This window comes from Dyella sp. SYSU CM1112 (genome assembly GCF_058216415.1).
Genome location: NZ_JBZEGI010000001.1, coordinates 22898 through 36956 on the forward strand (window position 1 = coordinate 22898; position 14059 = coordinate 36956).

Annotated in this window: 16 protein-coding genes; 10 read left to right on the top strand and 6 right to left on the bottom strand. The window is 60.4% G+C overall.

Annotated elements, in window-relative coordinates; all coding sequences use genetic code 11:
- Positions 1-103: 103 nt before the first annotated feature.
- The 5 genes from AC4HNJ_RS00125 (at position 104) to AC4HNJ_RS00145 (ending at position 4392) form a co-directional block, all read left to right on the top strand.
- Complete coding sequence (locus tag AC4HNJ_RS00125) at positions 104-1099, top strand: DUF8605 domain-containing protein (RefSeq protein WP_490477511.1); 996 nt, start codon at positions 104-106, stop codon at positions 1097-1099.
- 6 nt (positions 1100-1105) lie between these two features.
- On the top strand, positions 1106-1672 hold the full coding sequence (locus AC4HNJ_RS00130; protein ID WP_490477512.1) for a CDP-alcohol phosphatidyltransferase family protein: 567 nt from the start codon (positions 1106-1108) through the stop codon (positions 1670-1672).
- Positions 1673-1795: 123 nt separating this feature from the next.
- On the top strand, positions 1796-2890 hold the full coding sequence (locus AC4HNJ_RS00135) for an AI-2E family transporter (RefSeq protein ID WP_490478069.1): 1095 nt from the start codon (positions 1796-1798) through the stop codon (positions 2888-2890).
- Complete coding sequence (gene hda, locus AC4HNJ_RS00140; protein ID WP_490477513.1) at positions 2887-3585, top strand: DnaA regulatory inactivator Hda; 699 nt, start codon at positions 2887-2889, stop codon at positions 3583-3585. The genes AC4HNJ_RS00135 and hda overlap by 4 nt, the downstream gene beginning before the upstream one ends.
- 420 nt (positions 3586-4005) lie before the next feature.
- On the top strand, positions 4006-4392 hold the full coding sequence (locus tag AC4HNJ_RS00145; RefSeq protein ID WP_490477514.1) for a VOC family protein: 387 nt from the start codon (positions 4006-4008) through the stop codon (positions 4390-4392).
- A 219-nt stretch (positions 4393-4611) separates the two neighbouring features.
- Here the strand turns inward: AC4HNJ_RS00145 and AC4HNJ_RS00150 are convergent, their stop codons facing one another.
- On the bottom strand, positions 4612-5415 hold the full coding sequence (locus AC4HNJ_RS00150) for an inositol monophosphatase family protein (RefSeq protein ID WP_490477515.1): 804 nt from the start codon (positions 5413-5415) through the stop codon (positions 4612-4614).
- 219 nt (positions 5416-5634) lie between these two features.
- On the opposite strand from AC4HNJ_RS00150, the gene AC4HNJ_RS00155 reads away from it, so the two are divergent.
- A complete protein-coding gene (locus tag AC4HNJ_RS00155; RefSeq protein WP_490477516.1) occupies positions 5635-6396 on the top strand; it encodes an RNA methyltransferase in 762 nt (253 codons plus the stop codon).
- A gap of 28 nt (positions 6397-6424) precedes the next feature.
- Here the strand turns inward: AC4HNJ_RS00155 and AC4HNJ_RS00160 are convergent, their stop codons facing one another.
- Complete coding sequence (locus tag AC4HNJ_RS00160) at positions 6425-7744, bottom strand: hemolysin family protein (protein WP_490477517.1); 1320 nt, start codon at positions 7742-7744, stop codon at positions 6425-6427.
- Positions 7745-7931: 187 nt separating this feature from the next.
- On the opposite strand from AC4HNJ_RS00160, the gene AC4HNJ_RS00165 reads away from it, so the two are divergent.
- Together AC4HNJ_RS00165 and AC4HNJ_RS00170 are read left to right on the top strand one after the other, a co-directional pair.
- Positions 7932-8561, top strand: a complete 630-nt coding sequence (locus AC4HNJ_RS00165) for a DUF47 domain-containing protein (protein ID WP_490478070.1) — start codon at positions 7932-7934, stop codon at positions 8559-8561.
- A gap of 165 nt (positions 8562-8726) precedes the next feature.
- Positions 8727-9851 (top strand): inorganic phosphate transporter, encoded by a 1125-nt coding sequence (locus AC4HNJ_RS00170; protein WP_490477518.1) that lies wholly within the window; start codon positions 8727-8729, stop codon positions 9849-9851.
- Positions 9852-9927: 76 nt separating this feature from the next.
- Here the strand turns inward: AC4HNJ_RS00170 and AC4HNJ_RS00175 are convergent, their stop codons facing one another.
- On the bottom strand, positions 9928-10332 hold the full coding sequence (locus AC4HNJ_RS00175; RefSeq protein WP_490477519.1) for a hypothetical protein: 405 nt from the start codon (positions 10330-10332) through the stop codon (positions 9928-9930).
- Positions 10333-10397: 65 nt separating this feature from the next.
- Here AC4HNJ_RS00175 and AC4HNJ_RS00180 point away from each other — a divergent pair, with 65 nt between their 5' ends.
- Both AC4HNJ_RS00180 and recQ read left to right on the top strand, forming a co-directional pair.
- Complete coding sequence (locus AC4HNJ_RS00180; RefSeq protein ID WP_490477520.1) at positions 10398-10763, top strand: MGMT family protein; 366 nt, start codon at positions 10398-10400, stop codon at positions 10761-10763.
- A 148-nt stretch (positions 10764-10911) separates the two neighbouring features.
- Entirely contained in the window at positions 10912-12726 is a 1815-nt protein-coding gene (recQ, locus tag AC4HNJ_RS00185; RefSeq protein ID WP_490477521.1) for a DNA helicase RecQ, read from the top strand.
- 23 nt (positions 12727-12749) lie between these two features.
- On the opposite strand, the gene AC4HNJ_RS00190 is transcribed toward recQ, so the two are convergent.
- From AC4HNJ_RS00190 to AC4HNJ_RS00200, 3 genes are all read right to left on the bottom strand, one after another.
- Entirely contained in the window at positions 12750-13088 is a 339-nt protein-coding gene (locus AC4HNJ_RS00190; RefSeq protein ID WP_490477522.1) for a hypothetical protein, read from the bottom strand.
- A 130-nt stretch (positions 13089-13218) separates the two neighbouring features.
- On the bottom strand, positions 13219-13560 hold the full coding sequence (locus AC4HNJ_RS00195; protein WP_490477523.1) for an MliC family protein: 342 nt from the start codon (positions 13558-13560) through the stop codon (positions 13219-13221).
- 102 nt (positions 13561-13662) lie between these two features.
- The gene (locus AC4HNJ_RS00200; RefSeq protein WP_490477524.1) at positions 13663-14055 is read right to left on the bottom strand and encodes a thioredoxin family protein; all 393 of its coding nucleotides are present in this window, start codon (positions 14053-14055) and stop codon (positions 13663-13665) included.
- Positions 14056-14059: the final 4 nt, after the last annotated feature.

Sequence of the window (14059 nt, forward strand, 5' to 3'; positions counted from 1 at the left end):
CACGGCACGTACACAGAAGGGATCAGAGCATCCCTAATGATAGACGTTAGGGGTCGGATTGGGCAGACTTCCGTTCGATCCCCGAAGCTGAATATGACCGCCCATGCGTCTTCCACGCCTGCTGATCGCCGCCCTTTTGCTGCTTGGCCCCCTCATGGGCTTGCCTGGAAAGGCTTTTGCGCAGACGGCCTCGCCATACAGTGTGGTGGTGCCGGTAACGGATACCAGCGCAGCCCAACGCAACCAGGCATTCCAGACCGCGCTGGGCCAGGTATTGGTGCGAGTGTCTGGCGGCCAGGACTTGAGCAGCAAGCCCGGTTATGCAGAAGCCGTGCAAAACGCCGCGGGCATCGTGCAGCAATTTCAATATCAGCGGGATGGCGGCAGTCCTCCGGCCCTCGCCCTCTCGGTTACCTTCGACCAAGGGGCCGTTCAGCGGCTAGTGACGCAACTCGGCGCCACCGCAGCAGGCGTGAAACCGCCGCTGTTGCTCATTGTGCAGGGCAGTGATGGGCATGTACTGGGCCAGAACGATCTCGGCGCGCTCGCCGCAGCGGCCGGCAAAGGCGGCTATCAAGTGAGCTATGCGGATCCTTCGCAGCTGCCCGATCTAGGCAAATTGGCTTCGGCCGATCCCGCCGCGTTGTCGGCCATCAGCCGGCTGTATCACACGGGGCTTGTGCTGATGGGCAAGTTGCATGCGAATGGCGCGGACTGGACGCTGATCAGTGGCGGCCAGGCGCAGCATTGGAGCGCGCAGGCCGGCAATCAGGGTGACCTGTTTGCCGATGCCGGCAATAACGCCACCGATCGCCTCAGCCAGGCCCTTAATGTGATCGGCGCCACCCAGGTCGATGGAAAGTTCTGGATCACTGGCCTGCATTCTGCGCAGGACTACGCCAACCTGATGGCAACCTTGCAGGCTGATCCGTCGGTGCAGCGTGTTTATACCCTGGGTGCACAGGACGACGGCGTGCTGTTATCCGTGAAAGCGGGAATGCCGCTGGATGATTTGGCGGCGAATCTGGCCGCTGGCGGCCGGCTCATCCAGGGCAGTTCGCACGACGGCGCGGATGTAAGTCTGCGCTGGCTCCACTGAGCTGCGATGCTTGCTGCCTCACAGTCCCGTTGGAGACACCTTCCCAACGCGATTTCGATGTTGCGAGTACTGTTGGTCGTACCGATTGGTTGGACCTTGCTGCAGGGACGTTGGCCGGTTGCCTTGAGCCTGGTTGCGATAGCCGGCGTATCGGACGGCGTCGACGGCTTTCTGGCCCGCCGCTATGGGTGGCAAAGCCGGCTTGGCGGCATGCTCGATGCCATCGCCGACAAGCTCTTGCTGATCACCTGTTTCGTCCTGTTGGCGTGGCTTGGCCATGCGCCGCTTTGGTTGACGGGTATTGTTTGCGGGCGCGACCTGGTGATCGCTTTCGGCGCTTTGCTGTGGCGCTGGCAGGTGGGCCGGATCCAGCCGCAACCCAGTCTGCTATCCAAGGCCTGCACACTGATGCAGATCATCTATCTGCTCGCCGCGCTGCTTGCCCTCGCAGATCATTCGTTACCACGTTTTCCGATCCTCGCCTGGTCCGTAGCCGTGCTCTGTGTGGCGAGCGGCTTGCATTACGTGGTGCACTGGTCGCGCCGTGCCTGGCATATCCGTCATATGGGCTAAGGATTTTCAAAGCACAGCGCAAGACTTTGAACGGCCGGCTACATAAGCCACACTTGTTTGCGTCCCGCCTCTGACGACGAGTCTTTCGTGTCCTTAAGCCAAGAGACATCCCGCCGCTGGCAAATGCTGGCGATCATCCTGGTCATCGGGCTGCTGATCTGGCTGCTTGCTCCGGTGCTGATGCCTTTTGCCGTGGCCGCCATGCTCGCCTATCTCAGCGATCCCCTGGCCGACCGATTGGAGCGGTTGGGCCTGGGGCGTTCGCTGGCCGTGAGCATTGTCTTTGTCGTGCTCATCCTGGTGATTGCGGCAGCCTTGCTTTTGCTGGTGCCCTTGATCGCCAGGCAAATCGAAAACCTGGTGCAAAACTTTCCTCACTACGTGGAGTGGGCCAGGGATAAAGCGCTGCCGTGGCTGCAGGTCAAACTGCATCTGGATCCCAGGGCATTCGATACCGATCGCCTGCTTGCCGAAATCAAGGAACACATCGGCTCCATCGGTAGTGTGATCGGCACCCTCTCTCGCTCTGGCTTCGGCGTGGTGATGTGGATGACCAACCTGGTATTGATCCCGGTGGTCTGGTTTTACCTGCTGCGCGACTGGGACCGCCTGGTCGCGTGGGTCGATCGCATGCTGCCGCGTTCCGTCGAGCCGACCGTCGCGCATCTCGCGCGCGAATCCGACGCCGTGCTAGGCGCCTTCGTACGCGGACAGCTTTTGGTCATGCTGGCACTGGCCATCTATTACGGCGGAGCACTTACCGTGGCTGGCATTTCGGTGGGCCCACTGATTGGCATGGTGGCTGGCTTGCTCAGCTTTGTGCCTTATCTGGGTTTCATCACAGGTTTTGCCGCTGCGATCATTGCGTCGCTGGTGCAGCACGGCGACTGGGCGAACTTGCTGATGGTGGTGGGCGTGTTTGTGGTCGGGCAGCTGCTCGAGGGCTATGTGTTGGTGCCACGGCTGGTGGGCGAAAAAATCGGCCTTCATCCGGTTGCCGTGATTTTCGCAGTGCTTGCCGGCGGTTATCTGTTTGGCTTCCTTGGGGTGTTGCTCGCGCTGCCTGCCGCATCGGTCATCCTGGTATTGCTGCGCTATCTCGCGCAACGCTACAAGCTTAGCGACCTGTATACCGAAGAAGGGTCGCCGGATAGCCTCATCGCAGAAGTGGATGTCGAGGTCGAGCGAAGCGTCGACGGCGATACGCATAAGCCATGACTGCGCAGCTGCCATTGGGCTTGCGTTGGCCTCGCCGCCAACGTTTTGAACACTTCCACGCTGGTTCAAATGCCGCAGCCCTGGCTGCTGTGCGGGCGCTTGCCGTCCAGCCAGGCGCGCCATGGTTGTATCTGAGTGGGCCGGCTGGTAGCGGTAAAAGCCATTTGCTCATGGCGGCTTGTCAAGCAGCCAGCGAAGCAGGGCGCACGGTGCAGTATCTTCCACTAAGACGCTTGAGTGATTACGTGAGCGTGATTCGCGGGGTGGCTGGCAGCCCCTTTCTCGCGCTTGACGATCTGGATCTGCTCGCAGGTGATCGTGATGCCGAACATGCGCTGTTCGATTTGTACAACCGTGCCCGCGCTGAAAGTGCTGCGCTTATCTTCGCGGCAGAGTGCGTACCCATCCAACTAGCGCTCACGCTGCCGGATCTGCGATCGCGGCTAGGTGCATGCACGCAGTTCACGCTCAAGCCGCTGGACGATGCCGAACGCCGCATAGTGCTGAAAAACCAGGCTGCGTTGCGCGGCATCGTATTGGACGATGTTGTGCTCGATTGGCTTTTCGCCCGTTACGCGCGTGACCTCGGTGCCTTGCTCGACCTGCTCGATCGCCTGGACCAGGCCTCGCTGGCTGCTCAACGGCGAGTTACCGTCCCTTTTTTGCGGGGTCTTCTGCGCGACGAGCATCCATAAGTCGAGAAGTCAGCGATCGCGCATGTCAATGGGTGCTTTCATGCCACGCGAGCATGCTGCATCAAATCGTTTTCGGAGTTTGCTTTCCTGAGTGGTTTGCTGGGATGCGGCTGTCATGGGTGCCTCGATCGTTTTCGTGAGCACGCAGGTCCTGCTATTTCGCGATCAAATTAAAATGTTGACAGGCATCGCATACGACACCGCGGCGCGAAAACCCTGTCTGCGCGAGCCATCCGAGCGAGCATGTATGTTGCGAAGATCGGTGTCGACGATTCCATCAAGAAAGTTGCGTTCGGGATAAACGGCGGACGTTCTTCTGCTCAAACAATCCGCTGAAAGCCAGTGATTGCTTTGATGTATCTTGGCAGCCGAACCTGCCTGCATGATGGTTTCCGACCTGGGATAATTGGGGAGTGAGACATGATCGACCACACCGGCATTTCCGTCAGCCATTTTGAAAACAGCAAGGCGTTTTACGTCAAAGCGCTTGCACCGATCGGTTATGCGCTGCTGATGGAAATTCCTGCGTCAGTGACGGGCTATACCAACGTAGCAGCGTTCGGCGAACCGCCCCGGCCGGATTTCTGGATCAACGAAGGTGTGCCGAATCGCCCTGCCGTGCATGTGGCTTTTCGCGTCGAGCGTCGCGCGCAAGTCGATGCGTTTTACCAGGCCGCCATGGCAGCAGGTGGTCGTGACAACGGACCGCCGGGCATTCGCCCGCATTACCATCAGCATTATTACGCCGCATTCGTTCTTGATCCGGACGGGCACAACATCGAGGCCGTGTGCCACTCGCCTGAGTAGCGTCGATCCACGGTAGAGGAGGGAGCGATGGGGCGTCCTTCGGAACCCGCATGCGTTGATTTTTCATGCGCGGCCAGTCCGATCGATAACCGGCCCTCTTCGCGCGGTGAAAACGAGAGATAGCGCTTAAGCCAGACCTTAGCCAGAAGGACGGCGCATCACGCCATCTTCGACAGCGGGGATGTCAGGCGAAGATGCAGAAGGTGCTGAGGGCAGCCATCAGGCCTTCAACAAGCTTGGCGTCGCTTGTTCGCCGATGGCTTCCACCATGGCTTTCACCACATACAGGTTGCCGGCCACAATGTTGCCGCTCTGCGGAATGCCATCGCGTCCGGCGAAGTCGCAATACTGGCCGCCTGCTTCGCGTACCAGCAACGCACCGGCGGCCATGTCCCACGGCTTCAGGCCGATTTCGAAAAATCCGTCATAACGGCCGGCAGCCGTGTAGGCCAGGTCCAGTGCGGCAGAACCGGAGCGGCGGATATCTTCGGCTTGGGCGAGCAGGGCACGGGTCATGGCCAACTGCGCGTCCAGATGCGCGCGTTGTCGATACGGGAATCCGGTACCGATCATCGCTCCTGCCAAGCTTTCGCGCTTGCTGACACGCATGCGGCGATCATTGAGGTAGGCACCGTCTCCCTTGCTGGCTGTGAACAACTCATCGCGCAGAGGATCGAACACCACGGCGTAGACCGGCTCGCCTTTTTCGAGCAAGGCAATGGAAACGCTGAAATGGGGAATGCCGCGCAGGTAGTTATGCGTGCCGTCCAGTGGATCGATGACCCAAACCAGTGGCCCCTTGCCCAGCGCACCGCTTTCCTCGGCGAGGATGGCGTGGGAGGGATAGGCACGGCGCAATTCCTTGACGATCTCAGCCTCGGCCAAACGGTCGACCTCGGATGCAAAGTCCATGCGTTGTTTTTCAACGACATTGAGGCCGTCGATGCGGTTCATGTAACGCAGGATCACGTTACCTGCGGAGCGCGCGGCGCGTACCGCGACGTTGACGGCGGGTCTGGTCATGGCTTTGGCTTGGCAAAAGAACGGGTTAGCGAACGGAAATGGTAACAGAGCGGGGGAGGGCGGCGCGAGAGACAGGTACGGGAACGAAGCCGGATAGCAGGCGAAGCGGCTTGCATCCGTTTGCGTGCCCTCATCACGCACCGCTATTCCTGTGTCACTGCCCCCTTGCTGCCGACTCTCTACTATTCTTCCCAACCTTCGCATTTGCCGTACTCCCGCATGACTGTTGATACAGACTTGGCCAGCCGCATCCGTTTCGTTCTCGTCCGTACTTCTCATCCTGGGAATATCGGCAGCTCAGCGCGTGCCATGCGTACCATGGGGTTTGCGCGCATGAACCTGGTTTCCCCCCATCGTTTCCCGGATCGGGAAGCTACGGCCATGGCGGCCGGCGCCGACGATGTGCTGGCTGAGGCCGGTGTTCATCCTGGACTGGTTGAGGCGCTGACCGGTACGAATCTCGCGTTCGGCCTCTCGGCGCGTCGCCGCGGAGTGAATCTGCCCGAGCTGACACCGCGCGAAGCTGTCACGCAGGCGCTCGCGGCAGCGGCGCGCGGCGAGCAGGTTGCGCTGGTGTTCGGCAACGAGCGTACCGGCTTGGAAAACGAAGAACTGGCACGTTGCCATGCCATGGTACGTATCCCAAGCGTGGACGATTTCAGTTCACTCAACCTCTCGCAGGCGGTGCAAGTGATGGCGTATGAATTGCGTCTCGCGGCACTGAGCGAGACATTGCTGGCGCCACCGCCGTTGCACGATGAACCCCCTGCGGACGCAGTACAGATGGAGCGCTTCTACGAACATTTGATGCAGACGCTGGACGACATCGATTTCCACAAAGGCCGTGCGCCGACCACGATCATGCTGCGTTTGCGCAAGTTGTTTCAGCGTGCACAGATGGATGAGCGCGAGCTGCGCATGCTGCACGGCATCCTTGCTGACGCGCAGCGCATGGCTCACTTGGCAAGGGAAAAGAAATAATTCGAAACGCTAGACGTCGCTAGCTCAATTACTGTTCGTCGTCAGTCAATTCGATCTGCGGCGCGGGCACGATCAGCAGTTTGTCGATGCGCGCGCCATCCAGGTCGACCACTTCGAAACGGATGCCGCGCCAGGTAAATACCTCGCCGGTTTGCGGGATATGGCCGAACGCTGCCATCACCATGCCGGCGGCAGTGCGGAAGTCGTGTTCGTCTTCCCCCGGCAGCAGATCCACATGCAACAGTTCACGTAGATCGTCGGTGGAAATCGAACCGTCGACCAGCCAACTGCCGTCCTCGCGTTGCACGATCGGCGCGCTTTCTTCGCTGCCATGACCAAGCTGGCTGGCGCCGACTACGGCTGCCAGCAGATCGTTCAGCGTCACCACGCCTTCGATGTCGCCGTATTCGTCCACCACCAGTGCCATGGGCGTTTCCGCATCGCGAAACTCTTCCAGCAAATCGAGCGCGCGGGCGGTAGCAGGGACATACAGCGGTTTGGCGAGGGTACGGAACAGCTCCAGCTTACCGGTAGCGATGCCACCCAACAGGCTCTTTACTTCCATCACCCCGACGATGTCGCTCTCGTCGTCGCGGTAAACGGGATAGCGCGAATAAGAGGTCTGCCGCAGCACGTCCAGGTTTTCCTCCATCGGCGCATTCATGTCCAGCCATGCAATGCGTGTGCGCGGTGTCATCACGCTGTCCACGGTGCGATCGCCCAGGCGCAGCACGCGGTTGACCATGGCCTGCTCGTCCGCATCCAGCACGCCCTGTTCCGTGCTTTCAGCCACCAGCAGGCGGATTTCTTCTTCCGTTGCTGCATTTTGGCCGCGATTTTTCACCCGCAACAACGCCAGCAGCAGGCTGCTGGAGCGGTTGAGCATCCATACGAACGGGGCGGTGGCGCGTGAAAGCACCAGCATTGGCATGGCGACGACGGTCGATACCGTTTCGGGGGCAGAGAGTGCCAGGCGCTTGGGTACCAGTTCGCCGACCACGATCTGGATAAAGGAGATCACTACGAAGCCCAGCACAATCCCAACGACACGGGCATAAGGCTCCAACCATGCGACATGGCCGTCATGCAGCAAAGTGCCGATTTGCTTGCCTACAGCGTCCCCGGCCACGGCGCCGGTAATCAGCATGACCAGGGTGATGCCCACCTGCACGGTAGAAAGAAAATGCTCCGGCGCCTCGGCGTGCCGTAGAGCAACCCGGGCTCGGCGGCTAGTGCGGGCCATCTGCTTCAGGCGGCTCTTGCGCGAGGCGACCAGCGCCATTTCCGAGAGCGCGAAGAATCCGTTGCAGAGAGCGAGGACGAGGACGAGCGCGATTGTGGTCAGCATCGCGACGGGGCAGATGGTCGTGGCATGGCCTCAGTGTAAGGCACGGGACTTGGAGCGGGACAGGCACCTGGCCTCTGTCGCGGCTCTCCCTTACCCGCGCTTCGGAAAAGCCCCATCCAAGCTTTTGTCATCGTCCTGTAACATGCGCGTCACGTTTACCCCATCCCCGCTGCCGGGTCCTACCTGCATGTTTTCTCTCCAGACGATTTTTGGCAAAGGCGACAAGTTCTACGGGCTGCTGGAACAAAGCGCCGAAGCCGCCCGTGAAAGCGCCAAAGCCCTGCATGAGCTGGTAACCCAGCCCGACCATGCACCCATCATGGCCGCCTTCGCGGCTGCCCGCTCGCGCGAAAAGAACCTGGCGGCGCGGATCAGCGAGGAGCTGGTGAATACCTTCGTTACGGCTCTGGATCGCGAGGATATCGAGGCGCTCAACAGCGCCCTCTACAAGATCCCCAAGGGGGTCGAGAAATTCGCTGAGCGTTATGAGATCGTCGGGGGCCGCCTGGCCGGGGTGGACTTCGGCCAGCGCGCGCTGGTGCTGGCCCATTCCACCGACGTGGTAGCGGAAATGATCGGGCAGCTCCGCAACGGATTGCGCATCGATCCTGTGAAAAAGCTGCAAGACCGCATGCAGATGCTCGAATCAGAAGGCGACCGCATGCTGCTGGCGCCTTACCGAACGCTCTATATCGAAAGCAATGACGCCATGCGCGCGATGCTGGCCAAGGATCTGTTCGAACTGATCGAAAAAGCCATCGATAAGTGCCGCGATGTCGGCAACATCGTTTATTCCATTGTCTTGAAAAATTCCTGAGGAACACGCCTTGCACGCGTTCCCCTGCTTGAGTGCCGAAGCATCATCTCCCGTCGCCGGCATCGTCCATCCCATCGCACTTTTCTTCCCGGCAGAACAGGGTCGGTTGTCGTACGACCCAGACATGGCGCTGTTCGTATTGGCAGGAACCGAGGGAGTCGACGCATGAGTCTCGGTCTTGTCGCGATAGTGGTGCTGATCGCGCTTGTCTTCACCTATATCAACGGTTTTCACGACACCGCCAATTCCATTGCCACCGTAGTCGCCACCAAGGTGCTGTCACCGGGGCAGGCTGTGCTGTTGGCGGCGGTCACCAACATGATCGGTGCGCTGTGGGGTACCGCCGTGGCGGCCACTATCGCCGCCGGTATCGTCAATACCGGGGTGGTGGAAGCAGGACCGCAGCTTTTGATCTGCGCCTTGCTGGCGGCCATAGTCTGGAACCTGATTACCTGGTGGCTGGGTTTGCCGTCCAGCTCCAGCCATGCGCTGGTGGGTGCGCTGGTAGGCGCCGCGATTGCCGAATCCGGTGGACGTTTTGCGGCAGTGATCTGGGCGCACGGCGGCGCGCATTGGTGGGAAGGCAAGGGCGTGCTGCCGAAAGTCGTGATGCCGATGGTGGTGTCACCCGTCATGGGCTTCGCGCTGGGCTTCCTGCTGATGGGGGGGCTCTATGGACTGCTGGCCTGGTTTGCGTCGCGCAAAGGCGTGCTGCGCTATTTGGGGCGCACACCGTTCGTGAATAGCTTCTTCGGCAAGGTGCAGATTTTGTCCGCCAGTGCCATGGGTCTGGCGCACGGCATGAACGACGCACAGAAAAGCATGGGGCTCATTGCGTTGGCGCTGGCCAGTGCTACGACGGCAGGAACTTTTGATCACTTGCCGGCATGGCTGTCGTTCCTGCGCATCCATACATCCACGGCGGACGGTTTCGCCGTGCCGGCCTGGGTGGCGGTGGTATGCGCGCTCACCATGGCCGGTGGCACGGCCGGTGGCGGCTGGCGCATCATCAAGACGCTCGGCCACAAGATGGTGAAGCTGCATCCCATCAATGGTTTTGCGGCGGAGGGCAGTTCCGCGCTGGTGATTCTCGGTGCATCGATGTTCGGTCTGCCGGTCTCGACGACCCACGTCGTGTCGTCGTCAATCATGGGCGTGGGTGCGGCCAAGCGCTTCAACGCGATTCGCTGGTCCGTCGTGGAGCGGATGGTGTGGGCGTGGATTCTTACCTTGCCGGTCACCGCGTTGATCGCGTATGCCTTCGTATATGTCGCGAAGCAGTTAGGTTAGAGGGCCGGCTTGTGCACCGTGTCGGAGCGGTACGCCTGATGCGGTACAGGTGGCCATCCCACCTAATGTAATACGCTCAGAAGCTGTCGCCGACGTCGACGATCGCCTGTTCCAACTGATCGCCAAGCGCGCCGAGTTCACGGATCAGCCGTTGCAACTCCTGCTGCGTCAGTAATTCATACGGACGGTTTTCACATAAGTGCAGATAGGGCGAACCATCCAGGTCGGCAACAGCAAGAAAGCCGTTGCGCTGTTCCCAGTTGAAACGCAGGCATCGCTTGGGATCGGTGCCCGCGAGTGGGCCGATGGGCGTGGAAATGCGCAGGTAACGGCGCCCGTTCTCGTCTTCCAGCTCGGCCAGATAAATACCCTGGTGACGGCCATGTGGCAGCGTCAGGTCGAAACTGATCACATAGGGATCGTTTCGCCGCAACGCGTGCAGGCCGCCGATCATGGAACGCACTGCTTCGAAGTGTTGCATGCGCTTATCCGAATGGAGACGGATCACTGTACTCTGCCACGATCGTGGTGAAGGTGCACGCTGCTATGAAAGAAGCGTATTTACGTGTCTTTGAAGCCATTGCGGCGATTCCGCCCGGACGCGTCGCCAGTTATGGCGCCATCGCCGCCCGCGCCGGCTTGCCGGGGCGGGCGCGCCTGGTGGGACGGCTGCTTGGCGAGGTGCCCGATGGCATGGTGTTGCCGTGGTACCGCGTCCTGCGTTCGAACGGCCAGATCGCCATGCCGCCGGGTAGTCGTGGGTTTCGCGAGCAATGCCGCCGTTTGCGTGCGGAAGGGGTGGAGGTGAAGAACGGCAAAGTGCCGCTGTCGCGCTTTGGCCTGGATGCGGACGTGGATCGCGCATTGTGGGGATATGCAACGCTTCCCGCGTCTCGGCGCGAGGAAACGTAGCGTGAAAGAGCGAAGCGCGACGCAATGCGATGATTCACCCATTCCCCGCCTGCTACGCCATGCGTGAAAGCAATAAGCTTGTCGCTTCGTAAAAACGGCCCTCATCCCATCCTTTCCCCCAGGGAAGGGAGAAGACATACCAGCAAGCATGCCCGCCACACCTCTTGATATCCTGCACAGCGTCTTCGGCTACAGCGAATTTCGCGGTTCTCAGCAAGCCATCGTCGAACATGTCGCCGAAGGCGGCGACGCGCTGGTGCTTATGCCGACCGGCGGTGGCAAGTCGCTGTGCTATCAGATTCCCGCGCTGCTGCGGCAAGGCACCGGCATCGTGGTGTCACCCCTGATCGCGTTAATGCAGAATCAGGTGGATGCGCTGCGCGAAGCGGGCGTGGCAGCGGCCTATCTCAACTCCAGCCTGGATGCGGCCGCTCAGCGCGACGTCGAGCACAAGCTTATAGCTGGCGACTTGAATCTGCTCTACGTAGCGCCGGAACGCCTGCTCACCATGCGCTTTCTGGAGTTGCTCGGCCGCACGGAAATAGCCCTGTTCGCGATCGATGAAGCGCACTGCGTCTCACAGTGGGGGCACGATTTTCGCCCGGAATATCGCGAGCTGGCGATTCTTCATCAGCGCTTTCCATCGATTCCACGGATTGCGTTGACAGCCACGGCCGATGCACGCACGCGTGAGGAAATCATTGAACGCCTGGCCTTGCAGGAAGCGCGGCAATTTGTTTCCAGTTTCGATCGGCCCAATCTTCGCTATGCGGTAGCGCTCCGCGACAATCCCCGCCGCCAGTTGCTGGAATTTTTGGACGGCCATCGTGGCGACGCTGGCATTGTCTATTGCCTTAGTCGCCGCAAAGTGGACGAAACGGCTGCGTGGCTGGCTGAAGCGGGCAGCGAGGCATTGCCCTATCACGCCGGTCTGGATGCCGCGACGCGGACAGCCAATCAGCAACGATTCCTGCGTGAAGACGGTGTCGTCATGGTTGCTACCGTGGCCTTCGGCATGGGCATCGACAAACCTGACGTACGCTTTGTCGCACATCTGGATCTGCCGCGCAGTATGGAAGGCTATTACCAGGAAACCGGTCGTGCGGGACGCGACGGCCTGCCTGCCGACGCATGGATGATCTACGGGCTGTCCGACGTGGTCACGATCAGTCAGATGATCGCGCAGTCCGAATCGGGCGATGAGCGCAAGCGCATCGAGCGCTCCAAGCTGGATTCATTGCTGAGCTATGCCGAGGCCACCCAATGCCGGCGGGAATTGCTGCTTGCTTCATTCGGCGAAACGTTCCGGGGCCCCTGCGGGCATTGCGATAACTGCTTGCATCCGCCCAGGACCTGGGATGCCACGGTGCCTGCGCAAAAAGCATTGTCGGCGGTGTACCGCAGCGGGCAACGTTACGGTTCCGGACATGTGATCGACATCTTGCGTGGTATCGAGAGCGAACGCATCAACCAGCTTGCACACGACCGGTTGTCCACCTTCGGCATCGGTGCGGACATGGACGAAAAGCAGTGGCGTTCGGTGTTTCGCCAACTGCTTGCCGTCGGATTGCTTGCGACAGATGCCGAAGGCTACGGAACCCTGCGCCTTACGGCAGGCAGTCGCGACGTGCTGATCGGAAAGCATCCCGTCTTCATGCGCGAAGAGCTTCGGCCACAACGTCGCGCTTCGCGCCGTCGCGACAGCCAGCTGATCACTGGCGCAAGCCTTGGCATCGAGGCTTACGAACAGCCGCTGTGGGATGCGCTGCGTGGCTTGCGCGCACGCCTCGCCAAACAGCACGGCGTGCCGGCTTATGTGATCTTCCATGACGCTACCTTGCTGGCGATGTTGCGCGCCATGCCCGAAAACGAAGCAGAGCTGGCAGCGATCAGTGGTGTTGGTGAAGCCAAGCTCAAGCGCTATGGGCGCGATTTTCTGAGTGTGATCAACGCCGATGAATGAACGATGGCGATGAAGATGATCGATTATCCATGGTCGGTCACGTCGCGAGCCGATTTGCCGGACCAGCGCCGCGAACGCTGCACGCGTGCCTGGGAAGGATCGAATCCTTTCGCGCGGAAGGTTTGGGTGGCGCGTGCCAGGCGTGCATGCGGCAAAGCGGCTTCTTCCGCGATGTAGCGCCACTCGCTCAAGTGTTGCGGCAAGCGTGCCTGCGGCCAGCCTTGACGCAGTGCATCAAGCGCCGCTTCCGCGGAATCATGCCGGGCGACTTCACTTGCCTCGATCAGCGACCGCCAACGGTGGCCATGCCGCACGATACGAAACAAGCCACGATTGGTGGGAAATACGTACTGCGAAACCATCGGTAGATACTCCTTGCTTCCAAGTATCGACCAGAGTGATGACGCAACGATTATCTCTCTGCGTCATTACGGTGGCGAAGCATAGACGGCTTCGTGACGACAGAGTTCAATGTGTTAGCACGGTGTGATGTCAGGGGGCGTGACAGTCGATGCCAGGTGCGCTTGCTATGCTTTCACCCGGAGCCAGCGCAGCTAGCATGCCGTCGTGCATGCCCTTGGTCCACCATTGCCATTCATCGCCGATATAACGCGCACCGCTGCCGGATATGGCAATGTGCAAAGTGTGCGTTTCATCACGCAAACGGATAAAGGCGGTATGGGTGTCGGGATACATCGCCTGCACGATTTGCCCGTCGCTGCAGGTGTAGCGAACCCACGGTGTTTTCCGGGTGGCCTGGCGATCAGGCACAGTCGCTGCACAACCTGTCAAGGCAAGCATCAACACGACGGATAAAGCGTTTCGCGCATCCATGGGTCGGCTCTCGTGCTTGAGACTGACTCAGCATAAGGCAATACCTTGCCTGTCATGGAACGGTGAAGCGGCGGCGCCCGTTGCCGGACGCCGCACAATTGCTCAATGCAGGGCGGTTTGCGCCAGTGTCCTGATTTGCGCGGGATCGGTCTGGCCCACGGAGCGGCCCGTTTCCTTCTCGCCATGGAAGGCAATCAGCGTGCTTTGCGTGGCGATGCCCAGCGCGCGTTTTTCAGCGGTCTGGTTGTCGTAGTCGAGTCGCAGGATCATCAGTTTGGAAAAGGCGGGATCGTGCGACAGCGCATCGATCGTCGGTGCCTGCTTGCGGCAGGTGGGGCACCAGCTTGCGTAGGCATCCACCAGTACGGACTTGCCGGAGGCCTGGGCCGCCTTGAGCGTGGCCATGCTGAAGGGTTGGATGGGCTGGGCCATGAGCGGAGCGGTCAGCACCAGGCTAAACAATCCGATCGTGGAAAGCTTGCGAAGGATGGACATGGAA

Bases quoted from the DNA above. Each gene is read 5' to 3' on its own strand.
- AC4HNJ_RS00145 (WP_490477514.1), top strand. From the start codon at position 4,006: ATGATCGACCACACCGGCATTTCCGTCAGCCATTTTGAAAACAGCAAG.
- AC4HNJ_RS00195 (WP_490477523.1), bottom strand. From the start codon at position 13,560: ATGGATGCGCGAAACGCTTTATCCGTCGTGTTGATGCTTGCCTTGACA.
- recQ (WP_490477521.1), top strand. From the start codon at position 10,912: ATGCCCGCCACACCTCTTGATATCCTGCACAGCGTCTTCGGCTACAGC.
- AC4HNJ_RS00180 (WP_490477520.1), top strand. From the start codon at position 10,398: ATGAAAGAAGCGTATTTACGTGTCTTTGAAGCCATTGCGGCGATTCCG.
- AC4HNJ_RS00175 (WP_490477519.1), bottom strand. From the start codon at position 10,332: ATGCAACACTTCGAAGCAGTGCGTTCCATGATCGGCGGCCTGCACGCG.
- AC4HNJ_RS00165 (WP_490478070.1), top strand. From the start codon at position 7,932: ATGTTTTCTCTCCAGACGATTTTTGGCAAAGGCGACAAGTTCTACGGG.
- AC4HNJ_RS00200 (WP_490477524.1), bottom strand. From the start codon at position 14,055: ATGTCCATCCTTCGCAAGCTTTCCACGATCGGATTGTTTAGCCTGGTG.
- AC4HNJ_RS00135 (WP_490478069.1), top strand. From the start codon at position 1,796: ATGCTGGCGATCATCCTGGTCATCGGGCTGCTGATCTGGCTGCTTGCT.
- AC4HNJ_RS00190 (WP_490477522.1), bottom strand. From the start codon at position 13,088: ATGGTTTCGCAGTACGTATTTCCCACCAATCGTGGCTTGTTTCGTATC.
- AC4HNJ_RS00125 (WP_490477511.1), top strand. From the start codon at position 104: ATGCGTCTTCCACGCCTGCTGATCGCCGCCCTTTTGCTGCTTGGCCCC.
- AC4HNJ_RS00160 (WP_490477517.1), bottom strand. From the start codon at position 7,744: ATGCTGACCACAATCGCGCTCGTCCTCGTCCTCGCTCTCTGCAACGGA.
- AC4HNJ_RS00150 (WP_490477515.1), bottom strand. From the start codon at position 5,415: ATGACCAGACCCGCCGTCAACGTCGCGGTACGCGCCGCGCGCTCCGCA.
- AC4HNJ_RS00170 (WP_490477518.1), top strand. From the start codon at position 8,727: ATGAGTCTCGGTCTTGTCGCGATAGTGGTGCTGATCGCGCTTGTCTTC.
- AC4HNJ_RS00130 (WP_490477512.1), top strand. From the start codon at position 1,106: ATGCTTGCTGCCTCACAGTCCCGTTGGAGACACCTTCCCAACGCGATT.
- AC4HNJ_RS00155 (WP_490477516.1), top strand. From the start codon at position 5,635: ATGACTGTTGATACAGACTTGGCCAGCCGCATCCGTTTCGTTCTCGTC.
- hda (WP_490477513.1), top strand. From the start codon at position 2,887: ATGACTGCGCAGCTGCCATTGGGCTTGCGTTGGCCTCGCCGCCAACGT.